General features: G+C 62.1%; 12 protein-coding genes. 6 read left to right on the top strand and 6 right to left on the bottom strand.

What is annotated here, in order from left to right; genetic code table 11:
• Positions 1 to 80: 80 nt before the first annotated feature.
• Both BM062_RS10065 and BM062_RS10070 read right to left on the bottom strand, forming a co-directional pair.
• A complete protein-coding gene (locus BM062_RS10065) occupies positions 81 to 1,001 on the bottom strand; it encodes a sugar kinase (RefSeq protein ID WP_092396350.1) in 921 nt (306 codons plus the stop codon).
• A gap of 20 nt (positions 1,002 to 1,021) precedes the next feature.
• Positions 1,022 to 2,338 (bottom strand): amino acid deaminase, encoded by a 1,317-nt coding sequence (locus BM062_RS10070; RefSeq protein ID WP_092396352.1) that lies wholly within the window; start codon positions 2,336 to 2,338, stop codon positions 1,022 to 1,024.
• Positions 2,339 to 2,512: 174 nt separating this feature from the next.
• Between BM062_RS10070 and BM062_RS10075 the strand changes: the two genes are divergently transcribed.
• From BM062_RS10075 to ppk1, 6 genes are all read left to right on the top strand, one after another.
• Positions 2,513 to 3,394: a MurR/RpiR family transcriptional regulator gene (locus BM062_RS10075; protein ID WP_092396354.1), complete on the top strand. Its 882-nt coding sequence runs from the start codon at positions 2,513 to 2,515 to the stop codon at positions 3,392 to 3,394.
• Between the two features lies 1 nt (position 3,395).
• Positions 3,396 to 4,937, top strand: coding sequence for an N-acyl-D-amino-acid deacylase family protein (locus tag BM062_RS10080; RefSeq protein WP_092396356.1), 1,542 nt, complete (start codon positions 3,396 to 3,398; stop codon positions 4,935 to 4,937).
• A 26-nt stretch (positions 4,938 to 4,963) separates the two neighbouring features.
• Entirely contained in the window at positions 4,964 to 5,347 is a 384-nt protein-coding gene (locus BM062_RS10085) for a RidA family protein (RefSeq protein ID WP_014005262.1), read from the top strand.
• Between the two features lie 138 nt (positions 5,348 to 5,485).
• Positions 5,486 to 6,838 carry a GntP family permease gene (locus BM062_RS10090; RefSeq protein ID WP_092396358.1) on the top strand — a complete coding sequence of 451 codons (1,353 nt, stop codon included), beginning with the start codon at positions 5,486 to 5,488 and terminating at the stop codon, positions 6,836 to 6,838.
• 1,004 nt (positions 6,839 to 7,842) lie between these two features.
• The gene (locus tag BM062_RS10095) at positions 7,843 to 13,419 is read left to right on the top strand and encodes an autotransporter domain-containing protein (protein ID WP_092396526.1); all 5,577 of its coding nucleotides are present in this window, start codon (positions 7,843 to 7,845) and stop codon (positions 13,417 to 13,419) included.
• Between the two features lie 230 nt (positions 13,420 to 13,649).
• Positions 13,650 to 15,704 carry a polyphosphate kinase 1 gene (gene ppk1 / locus BM062_RS10100; protein ID WP_092396360.1) on the top strand — a complete coding sequence of 685 codons (2,055 nt, stop codon included), beginning with the start codon at positions 13,650 to 13,652 and terminating at the stop codon, positions 15,702 to 15,704.
• Between the two features lie 9 nt (positions 15,705 to 15,713).
• Here ppk1 and BM062_RS10105 read toward each other — a convergent pair whose 3' ends face one another.
• The 4 genes from BM062_RS10105 to BM062_RS10120 form a co-directional block, all read right to left on the bottom strand.
• Positions 15,714 to 16,376 carry an amino acid ABC transporter permease gene (locus BM062_RS10105; RefSeq protein WP_092396362.1) on the bottom strand — a complete coding sequence of 221 codons (663 nt, stop codon included), beginning with the start codon at positions 16,374 to 16,376 and terminating at the stop codon, positions 15,714 to 15,716.
• Between the two features lie 136 nt (positions 16,377 to 16,512).
• The gene (locus BM062_RS10110; RefSeq protein WP_092396364.1) at positions 16,513 to 17,316 is read right to left on the bottom strand and encodes a cystine ABC transporter substrate-binding protein; all 804 of its coding nucleotides are present in this window, start codon (positions 17,314 to 17,316) and stop codon (positions 16,513 to 16,515) included.
• Positions 17,317 to 17,472: 156 nt separating this feature from the next.
• Positions 17,473 to 18,378 (bottom strand): Rossmann-like and DUF2520 domain-containing protein, encoded by a 906-nt coding sequence (locus BM062_RS10115; RefSeq protein ID WP_092396366.1) that lies wholly within the window; start codon positions 18,376 to 18,378, stop codon positions 17,473 to 17,475.
• The gene (locus BM062_RS10120; protein ID WP_092396368.1) at positions 18,336 to 20,342 is read right to left on the bottom strand and encodes an ATP-binding cassette domain-containing protein; all 2,007 of its coding nucleotides are present in this window, start codon (positions 20,340 to 20,342) and stop codon (positions 18,336 to 18,338) included. Before BM062_RS10120 ends, BM062_RS10115 begins: the two co-directional genes overlap by 43 nt.
• Positions 20,343 to 20,421: the final 79 nt, after the last annotated feature.

A 20,421-nucleotide genomic window follows, 5' to 3' on the forward strand; every position in this document is an offset into this window, starting at 1 on the left:
AGCAGGCGCGCCGGCGCCGACGGCTGCCGTACAGGGTGCGATTGTCGGCAGGCTGCTGCAGCAATGCAACAGCCGGTCAACTAATTCGAACCTAGTATTTCTTCGACCTGCGCTGCGTGCGGAATCGGCGCAACCGCGCCATAACCTGTTGTCGACAAGGCGGCGCAGACATTGGCGTAGCGGGCGGCGTGGAAGGGATCGTCGCCGGCCGTCAGGCGCGCGATGAAAGCGCCGCCGAAACAATCGCCGGCGCCGGTAGCATCGACTGCTTCCACGCCGTAAGCCGGCACCAGGCGCCGTTCGCCGGCGGTAGCGACATAACAGCCTTCGGCGCCAAGCTTGAAGGCGACCAGGCCGATGCCGTAGGACAGCAGGGCGTCGACAATCGCATCGCGGTCGTCAAGGCCGGTGAGGGCGCTGACGTCGTCCCAGCTGGGCAGGCAGATATCGCACAGCGCAAACGCTTCGCGCATTTTTTCACGGGCCCGTTCCAGCGGCCAGAGTTTCAGCCGCAGGTTGGTGTCGAGCGAGGTGCGTACGCCGTGCTTGCGCGCATGCGCCATCGCCGCCAGGCCGGCATCGCAGGCCGATTCGCTGATCGCCAGGCTGATGCCCGACAAATGCAGCACCTTGGCCGCAGCGATCGCCGCCAGCGGCAGCTGTGTGCTGGCATAGCGGCTGGCGGCCGAGCCGGCGCGCAGGTAGTCGAAGTGATGGCCGTCCTGGTCGTGCGAAACGAAATACACGCCGGTGGCGGCGTGCGGATCGCTGGCGACATGGCTGGCGTCTACCTGTTCGGCCAGCCACAGGTCACGCAGTTTCTGGCCGAAATGATCGTTGCCGAGCGCGCTGATATAACCGCTGCGCGCACCCTGGCGGGCCGCGGCGATGCAGAAATTCGAGGTGTCGCCGCCGAAGCCCTGCAAGTACATGCGCGCATCGTGCTGCCGCTGGTTGAACTCCACCATGGCTTCGCCATAGGCCAGGATATCTGTAGTCATTGCGTGTGCCGGCATAAAAATTAAAAGAAGGTCTGGATCACGTCCACCACCTGGTGCTGCGCATCGAGCACCGCTATCTGGCGCCACTTGTCGAAGGTCAGGCAAGGATGGGAGATGTCGAAGCCGATCATGTCGCCGACCTTGATATCGTCGCCTTCGGCGATCTGCAGATAGGCATGCTGGTCCATCATGCCGGTCAACTGCCAGTGCGCCGGGGTGGCCGCCGGCGCCGTGCTGCCGGGACGATAGTGCAGCGCCGGCGACGGCAGGCCGGCGTCGAATGCGGCGTCGCGCTTGCCGAGTGCAATGATGGCCTTGCCGGTTTCCGGGATCGACTGCACATACGCCCACAGCTGCAGGGCCGGCTGCAGTTCGGTGCGCATTTTGCGCGCGATAGGATTGCGGGTCTGGATCTGTGCCTGCGCCGCGCGATAGATGCCGACATCGTGGGTCAGGTAGCAGCCGGGGCGCAGCACTACGTCCAGCGGCAGGCCGATCTCGGTCTTGGCGAATTCCTCGGCGACCACGTCGTACCAGGCCGAACCGGCGCCGGTCAGGATGACCGGCCGTGCCGCGCTGCCGCCGGTGCGGGCAGCAAAGCGGCCATCCTTGGCCAGCTGTTTGGTGCAGGTTACCGCATGCTGCAGGAAAGCGCGGATATCGGCTTCTTCTTTCAGCACGCCTTCGTAGACTTCGACGCCGGCCAGCACGATGCTCTCGGGCCAGCGCGCCAGCGCCGCCAGCACCGCCGCCTGCTGCTGCGCATTGCGGATGCCGGTGCGGCCGCCGTCCGGCCCCAGTTCCAGCAGCACATGCAGCTTTTGCTTGCGCGCCTGGAAGAACGCGCCCAGCTGGTCGACGCCGTCGGCCGAATCGACCAGGCAGCAGAATTCAAAGGACGGGTCAGCCAGCAAATCGGAAATGAGCGCCATGTTCTGCTTGCCGACCAGCTGGTTGGCCATGATCACGCGCCGCACGCCGTGCCGGTAGGCGACCCGGGTCTGGTGGGCGGTCGCCAGGGTAATGCCCCATGCGCCTCCGGCCAGCTGGCGTGCAAACAGTTTCGGCGCCATCGTGGTTTTGCCGTGCGGCGCCAGCTTGACGCCGTATTCCGTGACGAACTGCTGCATCCACTGCAAGTTGTGCGTCATGCGCTCGTCGGACAGCACGGCGGCAGGCAGGCTGAGGTCTTCCCGCAGCAGGTTCCAGTTGCGCGCCTTGACCTCGGCGGCGGGTAATCCCTGCTCGAATGCACCCAAGCCTTTGTTCAAGGGATCGATTACCGGATTTTCGTAATCGCTGTGATAGTCGCCGTGATAGTTAATAACATTAGTCATCAGATCTCCTCCTTCAGAATTCATTTGACGTAATCATATCCTTGAATTTACTATATTAAAAGTATGTTACAAAGTAACATGCCATTTTCTTCCTGCCGTGTCCGTTGCCGGGATGCTGCGCTTTTATTGCGATTCCACCCGTGTTGCTGGATTAGTAGCGGATGACCTAAGCCGATGACCCAATTATTCGATATTGTCTCGCGCATCGCCGAGCGCAGCAGCCAGCTGCGCCTGGCTGAGCAAAAAGTGGCGCAGGCAATCCTGGGCGACCTGCCGTTTGCGGCAAGCGCCAGCATCCAGACCCTGGCCAGGCAGGCCGGCGTCAGCGAAGCCAGCGTGACGCGTTTTGCCAAGGCCATCGGCTGCCGCGATGTGCGCGAACTGAAGATGCGCCTGGCCCAGGCGGCGGCGATCGGCCAACGGTTTTTGCGAGTGGAGAATTCCATTGCTGAAAACCAACTTCCGCAAATCGTCGACATTGTCTATGCCGATATCCACAAATCGCTGGAGGTCAACCGCAGCCTGCTGAGCCAGGACAACTTGCTGCAGGCGGCGCAGGCGCTGCTGCGGGCGCGCATGATTTACGCCTTTGGCATGGGCGGCGGCTCGACTATGCTGTCGGATGAGGCGCGCTATCGGCTGGTGCGCCTGGGGCGCCCGGTGGCCACCTACCACGACGCCATGCTGCAGAAAATGGTGGCGGCGACGCTTGACAAGGACGACGTCATCCTGGCCTTGTCGACTACCGGCAACGTGCCCGAACTCAACGCCAGCTGCGCCATCGCCAAGGAGTACGGAGTGCGGCTGGTGGCGATCACCGCCCTCGGCTCGCCGCTGGCGGCAATGGCCGATGTGCTGCTGCCGCTGAAGTCGCTGGAAACCGATTTCATTTTCAAGCCTTCGTCGTCGCGCTACGCCATGATGATGGCGCTGGACGTGCTGATGACAGAGTTGGCATTGCTGCAAAAAGATCGCAGCCAGGAGTTGCTGCGGCGCCTGAAATTCACACTGGATACACATCGCGGCGGCGGCAATCGCGAGCCGTTGGGAGATTGAGATGAGCACTGATTCACATTCAAATGCATTGCCTGCGCCGGGCGGCGACCTAAGCTGCGACACCCTGATCCGCAACGTATCGGTGATCGACGGCAGCGGCAGCCCGGCCTATGTCGCCGACGTCGCGCTGGCCGGCGGCCGCATCCTGCATATCGAACCGCACAGCGAAGCCCGCGCCGGCGCGCTTTCCGGCTGGCAGGCCGGGCAGGTGGTAGACGGCAGCGGCAAGGTCCTGAGCCCCGGTTTCATCGATGTCCACACGCACGACGATACCAACGTGATCCGCACGCCGAGCATGCTGCCGAAACTGTCGCAGGGCGTCACTACCGTGGTGGTCGGCAATTGCGGCATCAGCGCCGCGCCGGTCAGCCTCAAGGCGGAACCGCCGGATCCGATGAACCTGCTGGGCGAAGCCAGCGCTTTCAGCTATCCGACGTTTGCATCCTATGTCGCAGCCGTGACCGAGGCGCGGCCGGCGATCAACGTCGCCGCGCTGATCGGCCATACCGCTTTGCGCAGCAACCAGATGGACCGGCTGGACCGCGCCGCCACCGAAACGGAAATCGCCGCCATGTGCGCACAGCTGCGCGAAGCGCTGGCGCATGGCGCGCTCGGGCTCAGCACCGGCCTGGCCTACGGCAATGCCATCAATGCGCCGACCGCCGAAGTGCTGGCGCTGGCGGAACCGCTGGCCGAGGCAGGCGCGATTTACGCGACCCATTTGCGCAGCGAATTCGCCGACATCCTGGAAGCCATGGATGAAGCATTCCGCATCGGCAAGCACGCCAGGGTGCCGGTGGTGATTTCGCACCTGAAATGCGCCGGCGTCGAAAACTGGGGCCGCAGCGCCGAAGTGCTGGAAGCGCTGGAGCAGGCGCAGCGCTACCAGCCGGTCGGCTGCGACTGCTATCCCTATACCGCCAGCTCATCCACCCTGGACCTGAAACAGGTGACCGACACCATCGACATCATGGTGACCTGGTCCGAACCCGAGCCGGCCATGGGCGGCAAGCTGCTGGCCGAGATCGCCGCCGAATGGCAGGTCGACCTGATGGCGGCGGCGCGGCGCCTGCAGCCGGCCGGCGCCGTCTATCACTGCATGCAGGACGACGACGTCAACCGCATCCTGAGCCATCCGGCCAGCGTGGTCGGCTCGGACGGCCTGCCTAACGATCCCTTGCCGCATCCGCGCCTGTGGGGCGCATTCCCGCGTGTGCTGGGTTATTACAGCCGCGAACAGAAGCTGTTCCCGCTGGCCGTGGCGATCCGCAAGATGACCGGCTTGTCGGCTGAGCGTTTCGGCCTGGCCGAGCGCGGCCTGGTGCGCGAAGGTTATTGGGCCGACCTGGTGCTGTTCGATGCCGAGACCGTGCGCGACGCCGCCACGTTTGCTGATCCGATGCAGCCGGCCGAAGGCATCGAAGCGGTATGGGTGAATGGCGCCTTGTCTTACCTGGGCGGCGCGCAAAAAGCGCCGACCGAGTTGCGGGCGGGGCGTTTCCTGGCGCGGCAGGCCGGCGTCAGCGGCAGTCTTGCTGGTTGAATCTTGTTTTTTACTGAGGAGTAGTCATGACAATCAAACGATATGGTGTTGAAGGTGGTTCGGGAACCGGCGGCCAGCATCTGCCGTTCGCGCGGGCGGTGGAAGCCGACGGCTGGCTGTATGTATCCGGCCAGGTGGCGATGGTGGACGGCGAAGTGATCGACGGCGGCATCGTCGCCCAGTCGCACAAGACCATCCAGAACGTGCTGGCGATCCTGAAAGAAGCCGGCTACGGCCCGGAACACGTGGTGCGTTGCGGCGTCTGGCTCGATGATACGCGCGATTTCCAGTCGTTCAACCGGGTCTTCAAGGAGTATTTCGGCGCCAACCCGCCGGCACGCGCTTGCGTGCAGTCGAGCATGGTGGTCGATTGCAAGGTGGAAGTAGATTGCATCGCATATAAAAAATAAACCGGGTCCAGGCTGGCGAATAGACTGGCAACCGGTAGGGAATCGTTGCAAAATGGCGCCGTCATGGATTTGCGGCGCCGAGGCCGGCAGCGGACATGTGGCGGTGTCAAAAAATAAATCGGACTTTAGGAGGATTTGATGGAGATGGTTCAGGGAAATATGTTGCTGCTCTATGCAGTGATTGCCGTGATCGCACTGGTGGTGCTGATCGCAAAGTTAAAGATGAATCCGTTCATCGTGCTGATCGTGGTGTCGGTGATCTTGGGCCTGGTGGTCGGCATGCCGATGGCCAGCATCGTCAAGTCCTACGAAACCGGTGTCGGCGGCGCTTTGGGACATATCGCGCTGGTGGTCGGGCTGGGCACCATGTTCGGCAAGATGATGGCCGAATCTGGCGGCGCCGAGCGCGTGGCCAACACCTTGATCGGCGTATTCGGCCCCAAGCGGGTGCACTGGGCCATGATGGTGGTGGCGCTGATTGTCGGTTTGCCGGTGTTCTTTGAAGTCGGTTTCGTGCTGCTGATCCCGATCGCATTCAACGTCGCCAAGCGTACCGGGACGTCGATGATCATGGTCGGGATCCCGATGGTGGCCGGCCTCTCTGTCGTCCACGGCCTGATCCCGCCGCATCCGGCCGCGCTGTTCGCCGTGACCGCCTACAACGCTGATATCGGCCGCACCATCATGTATGCGCTGATCGTCGGCATTCCTACCGCGATCATTGCCGGCCCGCTGTTTGCCAAGCTGATCAGCCGCTTCGTCGTGCCGAATCCGGACAATCCATTGATCGCCCAGTTCGTGGAAGAAGACAAGAACCGCGAACTGCCGGGTTTTGGCATCACCATTGCGACCATCCTGTTGCCGGTGGCGCTGATGCTGATCGGTAGCTGGGCCGATGTGTTTTTCACTCCTAAAACCTTTGCCAACGATTTCCTGCGCCTGATCGGCAACTCGGTGATTGCGCTGCTGATTGCGACGCTGGTAAGTTTTTATACCTTCGGCAAGGCGCGCGGCTTTGATCGTGCGGCGATCCTGAAATTTACTACCGAGTGCCTGGCGCCTATCGCCGGCATCACGCTGATCGTTGGCGCGGGCGCCGGTTTTGGCCGGATCCTGATCGATGGCGGCGTGTCCAAGGCAATTGTCGAACTTGCCAACAATGCGCATTTGTCGCCGTTGCTGCTGGGCTGGTTCGTGGCGGCGCTGATCCGGGTTGCCACCGGTTCGGCCACCGTGGCGATGACTACCGCCTGCGGCATCGTCGCGCCTATCGTCACCGCCGCCGGCGTCACCGTCAGGCCGGAGCTGATGGTGCTGGCCACCGGCGCCGGTTCGCTGATCCTGTCGCACGTCAACGACGGCGGGTTCTGGCTGGTCAAGGAGTACTTCAACATGACCGTGACGGAAACCTTCAAGACCTGGACCGTGGCCGAGACCATCATTTCGGTAGTGGCGCTGTTGCTGACCCTGGGATTGGCTACAGTGATCTGATCCGCCTGAAGGCCAGTATTTCAAATACCGCGGCGGGCGGAACGATCGCCGTCAAAACGGTTTGCAGAACATCATTCTGCAAACCGTTTTTTTTCGCCTTGTATCTAGTCTTGTATCTAGCCTTGTATCCAGTGCCTATGGCGATCGCGTATTTAAAGATGACTCTGTAATGTTGTATTTTTGAAACATTATTTTGTTAATTCTAGAAATATTTTTATTTAACAAAATAAGGTAGTGCCTGATCCGGACCGATCAGGAAATAAACGGGATTTAGCGTTATCTAAACGTCGTCGTATATAGGCAGCTATTGCGTCGTGCTTGCACCTTGTGGTTCCGGATCGGGTAAAACCCGAGCGCAGGGACGTTATTTATTTGCCATATAAAATTGTAAAAACATTCTTTGAATGTTAATTAATGAAAATTAAACGTTAATTATTGTTAACTAACAAAATAAACATTACTTTCATATTCAATATCTTTGAAATACGTCTAAAATGACAATTAATTTCCATATGGAATTGTTTTTGTGTGGAAAGTACGATTTCGGATATTCAGCGTCGTTCCGGGCCTGATGCATCGCGCAGCATCATGCGCTTGCAACGATGCGGCAAGCATGTCGGTTTCTTGCATCTCATTTTCCTGATGTAGCTGCCGCCGCGGAAATTGAGCCAGAGGTTCCTGGACTAGCAATTGGAGTCAGCCATGGCAACACGGATTTACCCGCTCACAGAAAATATCTCTTTCCCCCATGCGTACTTCGTCATCCAGGCAAGGTGCAGCCTCATAGAAAGCTTTGTTGCCGCTGCAATGCGCTGGGGATGAGCCGCCTCAAAAGCATCGCCGGCAGTGCTTAGCCAAACGGGCAACGCTGCACTAGGCATGCTTGGTCTCAATCCAGACTGAGGCTACACCCCTGTTTTTACGCCGATTTTCTTCGCCACGGACTGTTCCAGGCGTTGAGGGCTCCTTTTTGCCTGTTTTTTTGTATTTTTCCGGAGAACGTGATGAGCAAGACCTATCGTTTGGTATGGAGCAAAACACAAGGTGCGCTGGTAGTGACATCGGAGCTTGCCAAGGCCAATGGCAAGGGAGCTTCCAACCTGCTGCTGTCGACTGCTCCGGCCGGCGCCGCCGGCGACCTGTCCGACCACGACGACGCAGTTCCGCAGCTGAGGCGTTTGCCGGCGCTGCTGGCATTGGCGACCAGCGGCTTTTTTGCCTTGAACGGTTCGGCAGCCTGGGCCAACTGCACCCCGGCCAATCCGGCCGCCGGCGCCACGGTCACCTGCTCCGGCGCCGCATCGCTGCTGGCGCCTTCGTTCAGCAGCGCCGCCAATAACCTGACAGTGAACGTGAACACCGGCGCCAGTGCCGGTGTGTTGCTGGGCCTGCTTGGCACGGCCATGAATTTGACCGGCAACAATGTCACGCTGAATAACGCCGGCACCATAGATCCGTCGCTGCTGGGAGCGGCCAGCCTGTTATCGACCGGCACCGTGATCGGCAATGCAGCGGCCAGCACGGTTACCGTTAACAACAGCGGCACCATGAAGGGCACCAGCGGCTTGCTGGGGGTGAGCCTGAGCAATTTGAACGGTGTCGCGCTGGCGGTGCAGAACGGCACCGGCGGCGTCAGCAATCTCTCCAATACCGGCACCATCGGCAGTTCGCCGCTGCTGGGCGTTTCGGTGCTGGCATCCGATGCGCCGGTGGTCGCAGCCTACGGCGGCGGCCAAGTCAACTTCGTCAACACCGGCACCATCAACGGCCGGGTTGCGTTCGAGGCTTCGGGCACGGCCGGCACCGGCAATACATTCATCAATTCCGGGACCATCAGCGGCAGCGTATCGATGGGCGCCAACAGCAGCAATACCTTTACCGCGGTGACCGGCTCCGTTGTCGATTCAGGCGGCAGCCTGGGCCTCAACCTGCTGAGCGTGGCCGGCCTGAATCTCGGGTTTGCCGCAACCGGGACAATCGACGGCGGCGCCGGCGGCAACAATACCTTGCTCCTGCAAAATTCGGCAACCGGCACCGGCAGCGGCAGCACCGGCTCGGGCACCATTACCAGCGGCACCTATATCAACTTCCAGCACCTCGGGCTCAACAGCGGCAGCTGGACGCTGAGCGGAGCGCAGACATTCCAGGATGCGACGCTGAACGGCGGCCTCGCGTTGTTCGACAATTCGGCATCCTTCGGCACCGGTGCGGTTTCGGTGAACGGCGGCGCGATCCAGGCTACTGCCGGCGGGCTCAACCTCGGCAACACCTTCAACCTGCAAGGCAGCGGACTCACGGTCCAGGGCGCCAGCGGGCTGACCATATCGGGCATCATTTCGGGCGCCGGCGGATTGACCAAGAACGATAGCGGGACGCTGACCTTGTCCGGCGCCAATACCTATAGCGGCAACACCAACCTCAACGCCGGCGGGCTGGCCCTGGGGAACGCGACGGCCATCGGTAGCGGGACCCTGGCCGTGGGAGGCAATGCGACACTGGATACCAGCATCGGACTGACGCTGGGTAATAACATCAGCCTGGCAGGCGGAGCCGACCTGACCCTGGCGGGCAGCAATAACCTTGGCTTGAGCGGCGTCATTTCCGGCGCCGGCGGCATTGTGAAAAATGGCGGCACCACTACCACGCTGACCGGCGCCAATACCTTCACCGGCGGCGCCACGATCAATGCCGGCACGCTGGCCATTGGCGCCGGCGGCAGCCTGGCGCCGACCGTGGCAGTCAACGTTGCAGGCGCCGGCGCCGGTTTCGATATTTCCGCGGGCGGCAACCAGACCATCGGCTCGCTGGCTGGCGTGGCAGGCAGCACGGTGGCCCTGGGCGCGAATAACCTGACCTTCGGCGACGCCACCAATCAAACCTATGGCGGCGTGATCGGCGGCACGGGCGGCTTGATCAAGCAGGGCGCCGGCACTGAAACCCTGACCGGCGCCAATACGTTCACCGGCGGCGCCACCATCAACGCCGGCACGCTGACCATTGGCGCCGGCGGCAGCCTGGCGCCGACCGTGGCAGTCAATGTTGCCGGCGCTGGCGCCGGTTTCGATATTTCCGCCGGCGGCAACCAGACCATTGGTTCGCTCGCTGGCGTGGCCGGCAGCACGGTGGCTTTAGGCGCCAACACGCTGACCTTCGGCGATGCGACTAATCAAACCTTTGGCGGAGCCATCGGCGGCACGGGTGGTTTGATCAAGCAAGGCGCCGGCACGGAAACCCTGACGGGAGCAAACACATTTACCGGCGGCGCCACGATCAATGCCGGTACGCTGGCCATTGGCGCAGGCGGCAGCCTGGCGCCGACCGTAGCAGTCAACGTCGCCGCAGCTGGCGCCAGCCTGGACATTTCCGCGGGCGGCAACCAGACCATCGGCTCGCTGGCTGGTGTGGCGGGCAGCACAGTGGGCTTGGGCGCCAACACGCTAACCTTCGGCGACGCGACTAACCAGACTTTTGGTGGCCTCATCGGCGGCACGGGCGGCTTGGTTAAGCAGGGTACAGGGACTGAAACCCTGACGGCCGCCAATACCTTTACCGGCGGCGCCACGATCAACGCCGGCACGCTGGCATTAGGCCCCGGCGGCAGCCTGGCGCCGACCGTGGCAGTCAATGTTGCCGGTGCCGGCGCCGCCTTGGATATTTCTGCGGGCGGCAACCAGACTATCGGCTCGCTGGCTGGCGTGGCAGGCAGCACGGTGGCCTTGGGCGCCAACACATTGACCTTCGGCGATGCGACCAGCCAGACCTTCGGCGGCGCGATTGGCGGCACGGGCGGTTTGATCAAGCAAGGAGCCGGCACCGAGACCTTGACCGGCGCCAACACCTTTACCGGCGGCGCAACCATCAACGCCGGCACGCTAGCCCTGGGCGCAGGCGGCAGCCTGGTGCCGACCGTGGCGGTCAATGTTGCCGGCGCTGGCGCCGGTTTCGATATTTCCGCCGGCGGCAACCAGACCATTGGTTCGCTCGCTGGCGTGGCCGGCAGCACGGTGGCTTTAGGCGCCAACACGCTGACCTTCGGCGACGCCACCAATCAAACCTTTGGCGGCGCGATCAGCGGCAGCGGCGGCTTGATCAAGCAAGGTGCCGGTACTGAAACCCTGACCGGCGCCAATACGTTCACCGGCGGCGCCACGATCAATGCCGGCACGCTGGCATTGGGCGCAGGCGGCAGCCTGGCGCCGACCGTGGCAGTCAACGTCGCCGCAGCTGGCGCCGGCCTGGATATTTCCGCGGGCGGCAACCAGACCATCGGTTCGCTGGCCGGTGTGACAGGCAGCGCGGTAGCCTTGGGCGCCAACACACTGACCTTCGGCGACGCCACCAACCAGACTTTCGGTGGCGTCATCGGCGGCACAGGCGGCTTGGTCAAGCAGGGTACAGGCACTGAAACCCTGACGGCTGCCAATACCTTTACCGGCAGCGCCACGATCAACGCCGGCACGCTGGCCCTCGGCGCGGGCGGCAGCCTGGCGCCGAGCGTGGCGGTCAACGTTGCGGGGGCCGGTGCAAGCCTGGATATTTCTACAGGCGGCAACCAGACCATCGGTTCGCTGGCTGGCGTAGCCGGCAGCACAGTGGCCTTGGGCGCCAACACACTGACCTTCGGCGATGCGACCAACCAGATCTTCGGCGGCGCGATCGGCGGCACGGGTGGTCTGATCAAGCAGGGTACCGGTACTGAAACCCTGACCGGCGCCAGCACCTACACCGGCGGCACCACCATCAATGCCGGCACATTGCAGGTCGGGAACGGCGGCACCACAGGCAGCATCGCCGGCAACGTGGTCGACAACGGCACGCTGGCTTTCAACCGCTCCGACAATATCACTTACGGCGGCGTGATCAGCGGCACCGGCAGCGTAGTCAAGCTGGGCGCGGGGGTGCTGGATTTGAGCGGCGCCAGCACTTACAGCGGGCCAACCACGGTGAATGGCGGCACGTTGGCGGTAAGCGGGTCGATCGCCAACTCGACTGTCACGGTGAACAGCGGCGCAACCGTACAGGGACCGGGGACCATCGGCGGACTACTGGTCAATAGCGGCGGCACCGCCGCGATTGCAGGCGCCGGCCAGCCTATCGGCAGCCTGACTGTCGCCGGCAACGCAGCCTTTGCGCCCGGATCGATTTACCAGGTAAAGGTCACGCCACAACAGAGCGACCTGATCAGCGTCGGCGGCAGCACCACCTTGAGCGGCGGCACGGTGCAGGTGCTGGCGGCGATCGGAGACTACAAGCCGACCAGCAACTACACGATTCTTACAGCCGCAGGCGGCCTCAGCGGCGCATTTTCCGGGGTGACGTCGAACCTGGTATTCCTGACCCCCAGCCTGAGCTACGACGCCAATAATGTATTCCTGCAGCTGTTGCGTAACAATGTGTCGTTCCAGCAGGCGGCCGCTACGCCGAACCAGCAAAGCGTGGCAAACGCCGTCACCATCCTTGGCGGCGGCAACACGATTTACGACACCATCACCTCGCTTGGCCTGGCATCCGCGCAAGCGGCGTTCGACAGCCTGTCCGGCGAGATTCACGCCAGCGCGCGCAGCGTCTTCCTGGAAGACAGCCGCTACATCAGGGACGCGGTCACGGCCCGGGCCCGCCAGGGTTCGGCTGCGCGTTCAGGCACCTTGTCGGCACTCTCCGGCGGCGGCTCAGCCACCTGCACGGCAGACAGCGCGACCCAGCAGAACGACCAGCTGCGCGCCGATAATGCCTGCAACGACGACCGGCGCAATGCGCGGGTTGTGTGGGGCCAGGTGTATGGCGCCAAGAGCAACCTGGATGGAGAAAACGGCGTCGCCAACGTGAATCGCAGCAGCGGCGGCTTCATTGTCGGCGTCGATACGCCGCTGAACGATACCTGGCGGGCCGGCGTCGCCGGCGGTATCGGCCACACCTCGTTCGACACCAGCCGCTCCAACGGCTCGGGTTCAGTCGACAGCTACCACCTGGCGCTATACGGCGATGCCCAGTTCGGCGCACTCGGCGTACGGCTGGGAACGGCGTATACCTGGAACAAGCTGGATACCGACCGCACCATCGTATTCCCAGGGTTCTCGGACAGCGCCAAATCCAGCTACGATGCCCACACCACCCAGGTTTTCGGCGAACTGGGCTACGCCATTGCGGCAGGCCAGGTAGCGCTGGAACCGTTTGCCAGCCTGGCGTATGTCAACCTGCATACCGGCGGCTTCAGTGAAAACGGCGGCGCCGCAGCCTTGAGCGGCAAGAGCGATAGCCAGGACGTGACCTTCTCCACGCTGGGCGTCAGGGCTGCAACCCGTCTCGGCGCTCCGGGCTCAAGCGTCACGGCGCGCGGCACGGTCGGCTGGCGCCACGCGTTCGGCGGCGTAACGCCGACCGCGGACCTGGCGTTCAAGAGCAACGCCGCGGCGTCGTTCGCGGTGACCGGCGTACCGGTAGCGCGCGACGCCATGCTGGTGGAAGCGGGGATCGACGTCAGCATCAGCAAGAGCGCAACGCTGGGCCTGGGATATTCGGGCCAGTTCGGCGACAAGGTAAGGGATAACGCCATCAAGGCAAACATCGCATGGAAATTCTGATGGCGTGATTTTGCGTAGCTGAAAACAGCCTTGCATTTGCGGCTTCATCTCGGAAACACCGGGACAGCCGCATCTGCAAGGCGATCGTCTGCCAGCCTCCAGGCCTGCCTGCCGGGCTTTCTCCTTGTCATTCCCGCGTCACATTCCATCCTTACAATCGGGATTGCCATATTGGTAATTGCTGAAAAATCCGCCCGTGTCCTTTCCCCCGACCATTTTCTGACCAGACCATGACTTTCCCATTGCTCAATCGCGAACTCGGCGTGCTTGCCTTTAACGAGCGGGTCCTGGCGCAAGCCGAAGACCCTGCGGTCCCTTTACTGGAACGGCTGCGTTTTGTCTGTATCACCAGCAGCAACCTGGATGAGTTTTCCGAGATTCGCATGTCCGGCCTGCAGGAGCAGATCCGGGTGGCGGTGGATGGCGTGACGCCGGACGGCATGTCGCTGCAGCATGCGTACAGCACCATCAGCGAGCGCGCCCAGAAACTGGTGGCGCGCCAGTATGCCTTGTTCAACGATGTGCTGCTGCCGGCGCTGAATGCGGAGGGCATCGCTTTCTACCAGGAATCCGAGTGGAACGAAGAGCAGACCGCCTGGGCGCATGAATTTTTCAAGACTGAGCTGTTGCCGGTGCTGACGCCTATCGGCCTCGATCCGGCCCATCCGTTCCCGCGGGTGCTCAACAAGAGCCTGAATTTCGCGGTCAAGCTGAGCGGCAAGGACGCCTTCGGCCGCGAGACTGAACTGGCTATCGTGCAGGCGCCGCGAGTGCTGCCGCGCCTGGTCCGGATGCCGGAGCATTTGTCGGCGCACGCCTACGGTTTTGTGCTGCTGAGCAGTTTCATGCAGCGTTTTGTCGGCGAGCTGTTTCCTGGTTTGTCCATCGGCGGCTGTTATCAATTCCGCGTGACGCGCAACAGCGACCTGTTTGTCGACGAGGACGAAGTCACCGACCTGCGGCTGGCGCTGCAAGGCGAGCTGCCGACCCGCCAGCTGGGCAATGCGGTGCGCCTGGAAGTGGCGGACGGCACGCCGGCCTCGCTGGTGCAGCGCCTGCTCAACCAGAACGGCCTGGCGCCTGGCGATTGCTACCGGGTCAACGGTGCGGTCAACCTGGTGCGCCTGATGCCCTTGCCGGACCTGGTCGACCGGCCTGACCTGAAATTCACGCCGCATGCGCCGGTGCTGCCGAAAGCCTTTGTTACCGGCGCTTCAGTGTTCGACATCATCGACCAGCAGGACGTGCTGCTGCATCATCCCTACGAAAGTTTCCAGCCGGTGCTGGAGCTGCTGCAGCAGGCGGCGATCGATCCCGATGTGCTGGCCATCAAGCAAACCATTTACCGCACCGGCAACGATTCACCGCTGATGAGCGCGTTGATGCAGGCGGCCAAGAACGGCAAGGAAGTCACGGTGGTGCTGGAACTGATGGCGCGCTTCGACGAAGAAACCAATATCGGCTGGGCGGCCAAGCTGGAAGCGGTCGGCGCCCATGTGGTGTATGGCGTGTTCGGCTACAAGACGCATGCCAAGATGCTGCTGATTGTGCGCCGCAAGCGCCACGCCAAACATATGAGGTTGAAGCGTTACGTGCATCTCGGCACCGGCAACTACCATCCGAAAACCGCGCGCCTGTACACCGATTTCGGCTTGATGACCAACGACGACAAGATTTGCGAAGACGTGCACAACGTGTTCCAGCAGCTGACCGGTTTCGGCAAGCAGGTAGCGCTCAAGCGCTTGTGGCAATCGCCGTTCACCCTGCACGCGAATGTGCTGCATGCGATCCAGAAAGAAGTCGATGCCGCCAAGGCCGGCAAGCAGGGCTACATCATCGCCAAGATGAATGCCTTGCTGGAGCCGACGGTGATCGAAGCCTTGTACCTGGCGTCACAGGCCGGCGTCAAGATCCAGCTGCTGATCCGCGGCGTATGCGCTTTGCAGCCCGGCGTGCCGGGCTTGTCGGAAAACATCAAGGTGCGTTCGGTCATCGGGCGCTTTCTTGAGCATCACCGGGTCTTCTATTTTTATGCCGACGGCGAGGAGCACGTGATGCTGTCCAGCGCCGACTGGATGGACCGCAACCTGTTCCGCCGCATCGAAACCGCATTCCCTATCCTCGACGGCAAGCTCAAGCGGCGCGTGATCGAAGAGAGTTTGCTGGTGCATTTGCAGGACAATGCGTCGGCCTGGGACATGGACAGCGACGGCGGCTATCATAGGGCCAATCCTGGCGACGCCACGCCTCTGGTCAGCCAGATCGATCTGCTGTCGCGTTTTTGATTTGCGTTTTTAGTTCGATTTGTGGGCCTGTCCCAGCTTGCTTTCCAGGCGGCTTTGCAAACGCTCGAAGCACAGGCTCAGGCACCAGTAGATCGCCGCGGCGGCCAGGTATAGCGGCAGCGGACGGAACGTCACCGCGATGATTTCCTTGGTGGCCAGCATCAGTTCGGTCACCGTGATGACCGATACCAGCGAGGTATCCTTGATCAGGCTGATCAGCGTATTGCTCATCGACGGCACCGCAATCCGGACCGCCTGCGGGATCACGATGTAGCGCAGCGTCTGCCAATAGTCCAGGCCGATGCTGTAGCTGGCCGACCATTGTCCTGCATGCACACCAAGAATGGCGCCGCGCAGGCTCTCCGACAAATAGGCGCCGGCATTCAGGCTCAAGGCCAGGATGCCCGCGGTCAGCGGCGAGAAACTGATGCCGATGCTGGGCAGGCCGTAATAAATCACGAAGATCTGCACCAGCAGCGGCGTGCCGCGCATCAGGCTGACGTATATGCTGGCCGGCCAGCGCGCCAGGCGCGACGGCAGGATCCGCGCAATCGCCAAAGGAAAACCGAGCAGCAGTCCGCCCAGCATCGAGGCTACCGCAAACACCAGGGTGTAGCCCAGGCCCCGGAACAGGGTCGGCGCCGCCTGCTGCAGCAAATCCAGTAATTCCATAAGGTCTCTGTTAAATCCGGACTTCCCAGGTTAAAAAAACATCCCCGCGGCGGGCGGGGATGGTGGGTGTCAGGAGTGTAGCGCGAAAATTGCCGATGCGTTACCGATGCGTTGCCAATGCGCCGTCAATCCGTTGTCACTGCGCTGATGGCGCTTTGCTAACATCGAAACCGAACCACTTGAAGGACGCTTGCTTGAAACTGCCGTCTTTCAGGATCTCGTCGAGCGCTTTGTTCAGCGCGGCTTCGAATTTCGGATTGCCTTTCTGGAACGGGATGCCGATCTTGTCGATGTCGCCGAAGGTGGCGCCGGCTTTCAGCGGCAGGCTGGAGCTCTTCAGCAGGTAGCCGACCAGCAGCCGGTCGTTCAAGGCCGCATCGATGCGGCCGCTGGCCAGGTCGGCCAAGTATTCCGGCGAACCGGGATAAGTCTTGACGTCGATGCCGGGAACCGCCTTGGCTTTTTGCTCAAAGTTGGTGCCCTGGCCCAAGCCGAGCTTGTAGCCTTTCAGCGATTCCAAAGTAGGGAAGCTGCGCTTCTCGTCTTTGCGCACAATCAGCTGCGCCGTCGACAGGGTGTATGGCTGGGAAAAATCGAAGGCTTTCTGGCGCGCTTCGGTAATCCCGACCTGGTTCAGGATGACGTCGTATTTGCCGGCGCCGAGGCCGGCCAGGATGCCGCTCCATTCGGTGGTCGTGAATTCCGGCTTCACGCCAAGCTTGGCTGCCAGCAGTTTAGCGACGTCGACTTCAAATCCGGTCAGTTCGCCGCTTTTCGGATCCTTGAAATTGAACGGCGGATAGTTGCCTTCCATCGCCACTTTCAGGGTGCCGCGGGATTTGACGGTATCCAGCAGGTCGGCCGCGAACGCATTGAGCGTGACGCCGGTGATCAGTATCGCTGCAGCAATCTTGCTGAGTTTGGACAGTGTGGTGGCCATCTTTTTTCCTTTTGGTTGGTGGGCATTGGCTGACGACTATGTTAAGCGCTTTCCCCGGCAAATGTGAAATGACCGTTTTGCCGCTCGATATGCATTTTTTGTCTTTGCATTTCAGAAAAATATCAGCTATCGGCGGTCTGCGCAATTTCTGGCTTGCTACGGCTTGCCGTTTTTCTTGCGCAGGGCCAGGTCGGCAGTCAACGCAGCGAACTGCTGGTACAGCCCGGCAACCTGTGGCCGCCACTCCTGGACTGCCTGGTATTGCCTGGCGACAGTAGCCATGTCGCCGCGCGCGATGGGGCCGGTGAGGGCGGCGGCGGGACCGAGCCTGAAGGCATTGGCCGCACTTTCGGACAGCAATGGCGCGATCAGCTGCAAGGCAAGGTCAGGCGCAATGCCGGCTGCAACGTAAGCCTGTTGCGCCACGTCTATCAGCGTCACCTGGTAGTTGGAGGCGAACACCGCGGCAGCGTGGTACAGGGTTTTTTGCTCACGCCGGATATCCACCAGCTGGGCGCCGATGGCGCCGAACGCCGGACCGAGGACGGCGAGCGCGGCGGCGTCGCCTTCGCTGCCGCACCAGGTGCCGGCGAAATGCTCGGCTACCTGCTGTGGAACGGCAAAGCTGCGGATGGGATGGATGCTGGCGACCGCGGCGCCGCGTTCGGAAGCGGCAGCGAGTTCGAGCGACGACAGGGCGCCGCTGCAGTGGAATACGATGCTGCCTGGCTGCAATTTGCCGGCTGCGGCGAGGGCGCTGCAGCAAGCAGCGATCTGGTCGTCGCCGGCGGCGATCAGGTAGACGTCAGCGCTGCGCAAGCCGTCATGGGAAGCCGCTACGCTGCCGGCGCCGATGAAGGCGCTGGCCTCTTGTGCGCTGGCGGCGGTGCGGTTCAGGATGTCGAGCAGGGAAAAAGTGCGGCTAGCGTGCCATAGCCGGCCCAGGGTGCGGCCGACCTTGCCGCAGCCGATGATGCTCAGGGTTGGCGGACGGCGTTCGCTGCCGCCCTGCATTGCGCCTAGCTGCCCAGTTGCTCCAGTGCTTCCTGCTGTTCCAGCCATTCGGCCTCCAGTTGCGTCAGTTCCTTGGCGTAAAACGCCTGATCGGCGAGCAGCGTCGCCAATTCCTTTTTCTTGTCTTTATCGTAGATTTCCGGATCGGCCAGGCGCGTATCGACAGTATGCTTCTGTGCGCTGCGTTTGGCGATCTGTTCGTCGAGGCGCTTGATGCGCGCTTCGATAGGCTTTTTCTGCGCCGCCAGCTTTTGCCGGGCTTCCGCTTCGGCGCGTTTCTGTTCGCGGCGGTCGGCGCTGTCGGCCGGCGCCGCGGCCGCTGGCGCCACCGCGCTGGCGATGGTGGCCTTGCTGCTGGCTTTTGGCAGCGCAGCGTCGGTGGCGCTGTTCTTGGCCGCCAGCTTGGTCTTGAACAGCCAGTCCTTGTAATCGTCGAGGTCGCCGTCGAACGGCGCTACCTTGCCGTCGGCGACGATGATGAACTGGTCGGTGGTGGCGCGCAGCAGGTGGCGATCATGCGACACCAGCACCAGCGTGCCCTCGAACTGCGCCAGCGCCATGGTCAGGGCCTCGCGGGTTTCCAGGTCCAGGTGGTTGGTCGGCTCATCCAGCAGCAGCAGGTTGGGGCGCTGCCAGACAATCAGCGCCAGCGCCAGGCGCGCTTTCTCGCCGCCGGAAAACGGTGCGATCGAACTGGTCACCATGGCGCCGTTGAAATTGAAGCTGCCGAGGAAATTGCGCAGTTCCTGCTCGCGTACCGTCGGCGCGATCTTGCCCATGTGCCACAGCGGCGATTCGTCATGGCGCAGCATTTCCACCTGGTGCTGGGCAAAGTAGCCGATCGACAGCCCTTTGCCGAACTGGGCGTCGCCGCGCAACGGCTTGAGTTCTTCCGCGATGGTCTTGATGAAGGTCGACTTGCCGGCGCCGTTGACGCCCAGCAGGCCGATGCGCTGGCCGATCTGCAGCGAGAAGTTGATGCCGGAGACGATCACTTTTTCAGTGACGTCGTGGCTGGTCTCGCTTTCGGTGCGATAGCCGGCGCTCACATCTTCCATCACCAGCAGCGGGTTCGGCGCGCTCAGCGGCACGCGGAATTCAAAAGAGAATTCGGCCGCCGCGCGCAGCGGCGCCAGTTCTTCCATCTTGGCCAGGGCTTTCATCCGGCTTTGCGCCTGGCGCGCCTTGCTGGCCTGGGCCTTGAAGCGGTTGATGAACGACTCCAGGTGGGCACGCTGGCGCATCTGTTTTTCCAGGGTGCCGGCCGCCAGTTCCAGCTGCGCGGAACGTTGCCGTTCGAACGAGGAATAGTTGCCCGAATAGCGTTTCAGCTTGCGTTCATCGATATGCACGATCACATTCACCACGCCGTCCAGGAAATCGCGGTCATGGGAGATGATGATCAGGGTGCCTGGATAGCGCTTGAGCCAGTCTTCCAGCCAGATGATGGCGTCCAGGTCCAAGTGGTTGGTCGGTTCATCGAGCAGCAGCAGGTCGGATGGGCACATCAGCGCCTGCGCCAGGTTCAGGCGCATGCGCCAGCCGCCGGAGAAGCTGGCTACCGGCTGGTCCATCTGCGCCAGCGAGAAGCCGAGGCCGGTCAGCAGCTGTTCGGCGCGCGAACGCACTGTGTAGGCATCGGCATCGGCCAGGGCGCTGTACAGTTCGCCGATCAGGATGCCGTTGGAGGTGCTTTCCGGTTCGCTTTCGAGGAACGCCAGTTCTTCTTCCAGGCGGCGCAGGGTGACGTCGCCGTCGATAGCGTATTCAATCGCCGAGCGGTCCAGCGCCGGGGTTTCCTGGGCAACGTAGGCCATGCGCCATTTCGACGGGAAGTCGATCTCGCCCAGGTCGGCATGGAGTTCCCCGCGCAGCAGTCCGAACAGGCTGGACTTGCCGGCGCCGTTGGCGCCGATCAGGCCGATCTTGTCGCCCGGGTTGAGGGTGACGTCGACATTGTCGAGCAAAGGCTTGATGCCGCGCATCAGGGAAACTTGTTGAAAACGTATCATGTCTGCTATCTGCTAACTATCTTGCTAAATGAGTGGCCATGCATGTGGTTGAAACGACATGCAGGTCGTGATGATCTTG

The sequence above is a fragment of the Collimonas sp. OK412 genome (assembly GCF_900112135.1).
GTDB lineage: Bacteria > Pseudomonadota > Gammaproteobacteria > Burkholderiales > Burkholderiaceae_D > Collimonas > Collimonas rhizosphaerae.

Bases quoted from the DNA above. Each gene is read 5' to 3' on its own strand.
- BM062_RS10065 (WP_092396350.1), bottom strand. From the start codon at position 1,001: ATGACTACAGATATCCTGGCCTATGGCGAAGCCATGGTGGAGTTCAAC.
- BM062_RS10070 (WP_092396352.1), bottom strand. From the start codon at position 2,338: ATGACTAATGTTATTAACTATCACGGCGACTATCACAGCGATTACGAA.
- BM062_RS10075 (WP_092396354.1), top strand. From the start codon at position 2,513: ATGACCCAATTATTCGATATTGTCTCGCGCATCGCCGAGCGCAGCAGC.
- BM062_RS10080 (WP_092396356.1), top strand. From the start codon at position 3,396: ATGAGCACTGATTCACATTCAAATGCATTGCCTGCGCCGGGCGGCGAC.
- BM062_RS10085 (WP_014005262.1), top strand. From the start codon at position 4,964: ATGACAATCAAACGATATGGTGTTGAAGGTGGTTCGGGAACCGGCGGC.
- BM062_RS10090 (WP_092396358.1), top strand. From the start codon at position 5,486: ATGGAGATGGTTCAGGGAAATATGTTGCTGCTCTATGCAGTGATTGCC.
- BM062_RS10095 (WP_092396526.1), top strand. From the start codon at position 7,843: ATGAGCAAGACCTATCGTTTGGTATGGAGCAAAACACAAGGTGCGCTG.
- ppk1 (WP_092396360.1), top strand. From the start codon at position 13,650: ATGACTTTCCCATTGCTCAATCGCGAACTCGGCGTGCTTGCCTTTAAC.
- BM062_RS10105 (WP_092396362.1), bottom strand. From the start codon at position 16,376: ATGGAATTACTGGATTTGCTGCAGCAGGCGGCGCCGACCCTGTTCCGG.
- BM062_RS10110 (WP_092396364.1), bottom strand. From the start codon at position 17,316: ATGGCCACCACACTGTCCAAACTCAGCAAGATTGCTGCAGCGATACTG.
- BM062_RS10115 (WP_092396366.1), bottom strand. From the start codon at position 18,378: ATGGCTGGAACAGCAGGAAGCACTGGAGCAACTGGGCAGCTAGGCGCA.
- BM062_RS10120 (WP_092396368.1), bottom strand. From the start codon at position 20,342: ATGATACGTTTTCAACAAGTTTCCCTGATGCGCGGCATCAAGCCTTTG.